The following is a 6314-nucleotide window of genomic DNA, read 5'->3' on the forward strand; positions in this document are numbered from 1 at the left end:
CGTGCCACTGATTTAAGTAAATTTTGCACACGAGTCTATTTTCTGTGAAAACTAATTTTTAGAGATGCCCAATATATTTTTTGCAGCAATACTCATTTTTCAACTCCCGGCAAGAGGGATATCGGCAAGGCATCTTTTAAAAGCGGACACACTGCTGGATTTGGTACGGCTAATAGGAATATTATATTTGCGAGCCACACGCCTGGCGTCCTCCACCATATGATGACCCACGGTGCCGGTAAAAATGACTATACCGTCTACTCCGATCAATCGTTGCCCCATGTTTGGAACCCTTTGACTGAATACTTTGATGCTGTAGCCGAGGTCCTTCCCTTTGCTCTCATAAGATTTTCTCAATCGATCCAACCCGCCAAGAATGGCAATACTCATAAAACCTCACTTTCATTCGATAATAAAACTCTGATGAACCAGAACCCGCTCATTTATTTATCTATGGAAACACCCAAACATTATATTTTATTATTGATTATCATTATCAATAAGTAAAGAAAAAAATATAAGCCGTATTAATCCTTCATGAAAAAGCCGGAGATGGGTTTCCCGCAAATAAAACCTGCAATACCTCTTCCGGGTTGCGCATTTTTATCAACTCGTTTGAAAAAGCTGCTTTGATAGTTGCTCCTCCACCGCACTTTCGCATGCAAGCCACCCGGCAAACCCTGTAGCCTTCAGATTCCAGACCTTCCAGCTCCCTGGCAATTTTTTCAGAAGCCCAAGCCTTGCACCCCGGCCCCGAGCAGACTTTTATATCTTTTGATTCTGTCAGGTATTTCATAAGAGCCTCGATCATCAATAATTGATAACGATTATCAATACAATATAATCACAGTCTTTCTTCAAGTCAACTCATTTTTCACCATATCTGTAAAATAAATTTAATACCTATAATAACAAATACTTAACTTAATAATATCCAGTTCCACCTCCCCTGCTGGACTGTTTTTTTATTTTTCCATTGATTTTTTTCTATATTTATTAAGAATGATTATCAATTTAATTTTAATACGTTCCTATCTCTATGTTTAATGAATTTGAAATTTTAAGGGGTTACCTTCGGGAAAGTGACCTTCGCTTCACTCCCCAACGGCAGACGATTCTTGAAGTCTTTCTGGAAAGCGAAGGGCATGTTGAGGCAGATGATTTATTTCTTGAGATTCAGAAAATAGATTCATCCATCGGGATCGCAACGGTGTACCGGACCCTGAATCTTTTTGTGGAGTGCGGTTTGGCCCGACAAAATGTCCTCGGCAGAGGTCAGAAGTCATTTGAAAAGCTGTATCGCCAGGGCCACCACGATCATTTGATTTGTCTTCAGTGCCGGAATATTGTGGAATTTGAACACCCGTTGATTGAAAAATACCAGTTGGAAATTTGTCAGTCGCATGGGTTTACATTGAATCAGCATCGGATGGAAATTTACGGATATTGTTCCTCATGCCAAAAAAACAGGAGGGAAGATTAAAAAAATCTTCCCTCCTAATTTTTTCACTTATTGGCTCTTTTATAGCTGCATCAGAAAATTGAAGCGGCCCTCTTAACTGTGCATGTGTTCGGTAAGGTAATTTGCAATGCCTATGTCCTTGATGCGCTGGAACTGAGTTTCCAGCCAGTCGCAACTTTCCTCGGTATCCTCCAGAATGCCGTCCAGAATTTCCTTACTGCCAAAGTCATTTTTCTGGATACAAAGGGCAATATGCTTTTGCAATCGCTCAACGTGCTTCACCTCTATTGTGTATTGATTTTTTAACTGCTCCTCGCAGGTATCGCCGACCAGGATGGTGTCATACTTCGCCATATCAGGCACCCCATCCAGATACAATATGCGTTCGATCATTTTATCGGCATGCTTCATCTCTCCCATCGACTCTTCCCTGGCATGATGGGCTAATTTTTCATAACCCCAGTTCATCTGCATCTTGTAATGAATATAATAAATATTGATCGCCGTGAGTTCCGCCATCAAAACATCATTCAGCGCTTCGATCACACTTTTATCTCCCTGCATAATGCCCCCCTTGTCTATAAATCCATCATTAAAAACTATGATTAACAATTCATTTTCAACTCATTCTAGCAATAGTTAAAACTCTTGCAAGCACTTATTTTTTCGAGAGTTACAATTGGTCTATAGAATGTAAATCGATATCAATAGTTTAAAATTAATTTTATTGAAAGGATAGTTTGCCTTCTGGAGAAGGCTAAAATTCAATGGGAAGTCGGACCCAGAAATTCAGGCTGGAAAGTTATCGATAACCCGTATCAATTAGTGGGAAAGAAGTTTTTAAAATTTTTAGAAGACCGTTTTTCCATCGAGGCGGGTGAGAACTTCAACGCCGTTTTCACCGACGTAAAGCGTATGCTCGAACTGAGCGGAAAGCGAACCATCTTGGGTGACCGCTGTCCATTTATCCGACAGCACCCTTAACTCGGGTCCTCCTTGATTGATCATGGGTTCGATGGTAAAAACCATGCCCTTTTTTATTGTCACGCCCTCCCCCGGATTTCCATAATGCAGGATCTGAGGATCCTCATGAAAATTTTTGCCGATGCCATGACCGCAAAACTCGCGCACCACCGAGTATCCAAGGGGCTCGACAAACTCCTGGATCGCGTAGCCGATGTCCCCTGTTCTTCCTCCGAGTTTCACCGCCTGAATGCCCCGTTGCAAAGCTTCCTGGCAAGTTTCCACCAGTTTTTCGGTTTTTGCTCGGGGCGACCCGACATAAAAAGTCCGGCTGGTATCGCCATGAAATTCCTTAAAATAGGTGGTGATATCCAAATTGACGATATCTCCGTTCCTCAATTTACGGTTGGATGGAATCCCATGACAGATTTCTTCGTTGACCGACGAGCAGATGCTTTTCGGGAACCCTCTGTAATTCAGGGGGGAAGGAATCGCTCCACGCGACACGATGTATTCGTGACAGATATCGTTCAGTCGGTCCGTCGTCACTCCCGGTTTGACATAGGGCTCGATCATCACCAGCACCTCCGCCGCCATATGACAGGATTCCCGCATGATCTCGATATCTGCATCTGTTTTCAAATTAATCATTAAAATACCCAAATTCCCTTATATATCGATCGTCATCACGCCAATGCGTTTTAATTTTTACGAATAGATTTAGATACACTTTAGCGGCAAAACGTTTCTCAATTTCTTTTCGGGCCAGACTTCCCACACTTTTCAACATGGAACCTTTTTCGCCAATCAATATTTTTTTCTGGGAAGCCCTTTCGGCATAAATGGTTGCCTCGATGAACAACCCTCCCTTTTCGTTTTCCCGCACACTCTCAACCACCACCGCTACGGCGTAAGGAACCTCAAAATGAGTCTGATTAATTATTTTTTCCCGAATGATCTCGGAGATTAAAAACTCTTCGGGACAATCGGTGATCATGCTTTCTGGGAAATATTGCGGCCCTTCCGGCAGATATTTGAGAATCAACGCGGCCAGCAAGTCCAATCCGTCCTTTTTAAGCGCCGAGATGGGAACGATTTCTTTAAAGACGGACATTTCATGCATGCGGTTCATCAACCCCAACAGCTCAAGTTTCGGGAGCAGATCGATCTTGTTGATGATCAAAATTTTCGGTGTCTCCACGCCACGCATGGATTCCAGAACATATTCGTCTTCCGAACTGAAGCCGTTGCTCGCATCGATCAGCAACAGGATCAGATCGACATCCCTGTAGGTGCTGAAGCTGGCTTTCACCATGACCTGGTTCAGCTTGGTCGTGGACTTATGGATTCCCGGCGTATCCACCAGAATGATCTGACCGCCGGGCAGGTGGACAACGCCGGTGATCTTGTTGCGGGTGGTTTGCGGTTTGGCAGACATCGCCGCGATTTTTTGCGTTACCAACTGGTTCAATAAGGTGGATTTGCCGACATTGGGCTTGCCAATGAGGCTGGCGTATCCGGATTTAAATGGAGTTTTATCTTTCAATCGCGTTTCCATAGGTTTCAGGGTGTATCTGAGGACAACATTTCCCGTATAATGACGTGATCTTAAGCAGCGTGGGGTCTTTTATCAAGGTTAGGTCCAATTATCGTTTTATTTTACCATGAACTCTCTAGGCTTATACATCCACATTCCCTACTGCCTGCACAAATGCGGGTATTGTGATTTCAATTCCCATAATATCAACACCGAGGAAATGGAATCCTATGTGGCGGCCCTGCTGAAGGAAATGCGGCACTATGCCCAGGGCCCTGCAGGGAAAAAGGAAATCGTCACCATTTTCTTAGGCGGCGGCACCCCCACTACCCTGCCGATTCACCTGCTGGAGGATATTTTAAAGAAAATTCGCAGTCACTTCAACGTTTCCGCCGATTGCGAGGTCACTTTTGAGGCCAATCCGGCCACCGTTGCCTTAGAACCCCTGCAACGCATGCGGTCTGCCGGTTATAACCGAATCAGTATCGGGGTGCAATCGTTTCATGCGCACGAGCTTGCACTTCTGGACCGGATACACAGCGTCGATGAAATCCATTTGACTGTGGACCGCGCCAAAGAAGCGGGCTTCGACAATTTTTCGCTGGATTTGATGTTCGCCCTGCCCGGCCAGACAATGTCATTGTGGGAAGACAATATATCACAGGCTCTCGACAAAAATCCCCAGCACTTGTCCACTTACAATTTGACCATCGAACCGGAAACGGCCTTTCACAAATTGCACTCCAAGGGGAAACTGGTCATGTTGCCGGACGACTTCCAACTGGAGTTTTATAAAAAAACCATCCAAACGTTAACGGATGCGGGGTATCGGCATTACGAAATATCCAATTTCTGCAAACCGGGAAAAGAATCCCGTCACAACCTGATCTACTGGAATAATGGCGAAACCTTAGGCCTGGGGGCCGGTGCCTCTTCCTTCATCAAAGGCGCTCGTTTTAAAAACTGCAACCTGCCCTCCCGCTACATCCGGGAGATTGAAGGCAATGGAACCGCCGTCGAATTTTCGGAAAATCTCGAACCGCGCCAGGCGATGGGAGAAACCCTCATGCTGGGATTGCGACTGTTAAAAGGGATGGCCATTGCCCCATTTGAAGAACGGTTTCAAACTTCGTTCGAAAAAACCTTTAAAGATGTTGTGCCTCCCCTTCTGGAAAAAAATCTTATTATTATAGATAAAAACCGGATCGCTTTGTCACCCAAGGGGCTTTTCCTCGCGGACTCGGTGATCCTTGAGTTCATGGCTTAGGGATGCCTCGAAAACTCAATCTGAAAAATGAAAGAAGATAAAATCCCTCCTCACCTCAATCCTCTCCTCCAGTGGAGGAGAGGAGGAAACTCCTTCTCCCCTCTGGGGAGCACCCACAGGGTGACAGGCTGGGATGAGGGGTAAAAATTCACATACAAATATTCCTAAATCATATGGAGAAATAATGAACGATCCTGGCGCCGCTTTTAAAAAACTGACCGCTATCGTCGATACGCTGATGAGTGAAAACGGCTGTCCGTGGGACAAAATGCAGACCCATGACACCCTCAAACCCTTTCTGGTGGAAGAGGTCTATGAAACTCTCGAAGCGCTCGACGAAGGCGACCCGGAAGAAATCAAAGGAGAACTGGGCGATCTTTTATATCAGATTTTGTTCCACGCCAAGATTTCCGAACAGAATAAACAATTCGACATCGGCGATGTCATCGAATCCATCAGCACAAAAATGGTGACCCGACACCCGCACGTTTTCAAAGATGGAAAACTGGACACGCCCGATCAGGTGGTGGACCAATGGGAAGAAATCAAAAAAACCGAGGCCAACCATTCCAAACGCGAATCGATTCTGGACGGCATTCCAAAAGCCCTTCCCGGTTTGCTGAGAGCCCAAAAACTTCAGAAAAAGGCCGCCAAACAGGGGTTCGACTGGGATAAAATCACCGCCGTGTTCGACAAGCTGGATGAGGAAATCGCCGAATTCAAGGAAGCCGTTTTGTCAGGCAAAGATGAACATACTGCCGAGGAATTGGGCGACATTTTATTCGTCCTGGTCAACATCGCCCGTCATAAAAAAATAGACGCGGAGGAAGCCTTGCGCAAAACCAATAACAAGTTCATCAAACGGTTTCATCATATCGAACGGGAAGTGGCCAGAACGGGCAAGGCGTTGAAGGACACGCCGCTGGAGGAGTTGGAGCGGTATTGGCAGGAGGCCAAGAAGAAATAATAAAAGTGCACTCTAAATAGAATAGTGTGCAAAATTTACTTAAATCAGTGGCACGGGCTTTCTAGCCCGTGCGGACAGGCTGGAAAGGCGGAATTAAATTCCGCACTTCCGTATAACC

8 protein-coding genes are annotated in these 6314 nt (G+C 45.2%); 3 read left to right on the forward strand and 5 right to left on the reverse strand.

What is annotated here, in order from left to right; all coding sequences use genetic code 11:
• Nucleotides 1-99 precede the first annotated feature (99 nt).
• The gene (locus tag O3C58_13915; protein ID MDA0692946.1) at nucleotides 100-390 is read right to left on the reverse strand and encodes a DUF2325 domain-containing protein; all 291 of its coding nucleotides are present in this window, start codon (nucleotides 388-390) and stop codon (nucleotides 100-102) included.
• A 145-nt stretch (nucleotides 391-535) separates the two neighbouring features.
• Nucleotides 536-796, reverse strand: a complete 261-nt coding sequence (locus tag O3C58_13920) for a hypothetical protein (protein MDA0692947.1) — start codon at nucleotides 794-796, stop codon at nucleotides 536-538.
• A gap of 243 nt (nucleotides 797-1039) precedes the next feature.
• Between O3C58_13920 and O3C58_13925 the strand changes: the two genes are divergently transcribed.
• Nucleotides 1040-1483 (forward strand): transcriptional repressor, encoded by a 444-nt coding sequence (locus tag O3C58_13925; protein MDA0692948.1) that lies wholly within the window; start codon nucleotides 1040-1042, stop codon nucleotides 1481-1483.
• Between the two features lie 72 nt (nucleotides 1484-1555).
• On the opposite strand, the gene bfr is transcribed toward O3C58_13925, so the two are convergent.
• The 3 genes from bfr to era all read right to left on the reverse strand — a co-directional run bounded on the left by bfr (nucleotide 1556) and on the right by era (nucleotide 3971).
• Nucleotides 1556-2026 (reverse strand): bacterioferritin, encoded by a 471-nt coding sequence (gene bfr, locus O3C58_13930; GenBank protein MDA0692949.1) that lies wholly within the window; start codon nucleotides 2024-2026, stop codon nucleotides 1556-1558.
• 285 nt (nucleotides 2027-2311) lie between these two features.
• A complete protein-coding gene (gene map / locus O3C58_13935; protein ID MDA0692950.1) occupies nucleotides 2312-3076 on the reverse strand; it encodes a type I methionyl aminopeptidase in 765 nt (254 codons plus the stop codon).
• Nucleotides 3069-3971, reverse strand: coding sequence for a GTPase Era (gene era, locus O3C58_13940; protein MDA0692951.1), 903 nt, complete (start codon nucleotides 3969-3971; stop codon nucleotides 3069-3071). Before era ends, map begins: the two co-directional genes overlap by 8 nt.
• Before the next feature lie 118 nt (nucleotides 3972-4089).
• Between era and hemW the strand changes: the two genes are divergently transcribed.
• Both hemW and mazG read left to right on the forward strand, forming a co-directional pair.
• Complete coding sequence (gene hemW / locus O3C58_13945; protein ID MDA0692952.1) at nucleotides 4090-5229, forward strand: radical SAM family heme chaperone HemW; 1140 nt, start codon at nucleotides 4090-4092, stop codon at nucleotides 5227-5229.
• Nucleotides 5230-5413: 184 nt separating this feature from the next.
• Nucleotides 5414-6196, forward strand: coding sequence for a nucleoside triphosphate pyrophosphohydrolase (mazG, locus tag O3C58_13950; GenBank protein MDA0692953.1), 783 nt, complete (start codon nucleotides 5414-5416; stop codon nucleotides 6194-6196).
• The last annotated feature ends 118 nt before the right edge of the window (nucleotides 6197-6314 follow it).

It is taken from the genome of Nitrospinota bacterium, from assembly GCA_027619975.1.
Lineage (GTDB): Bacteria > Nitrospinota > Nitrospinia > Nitrospinales > VA-1 > JADFGI01.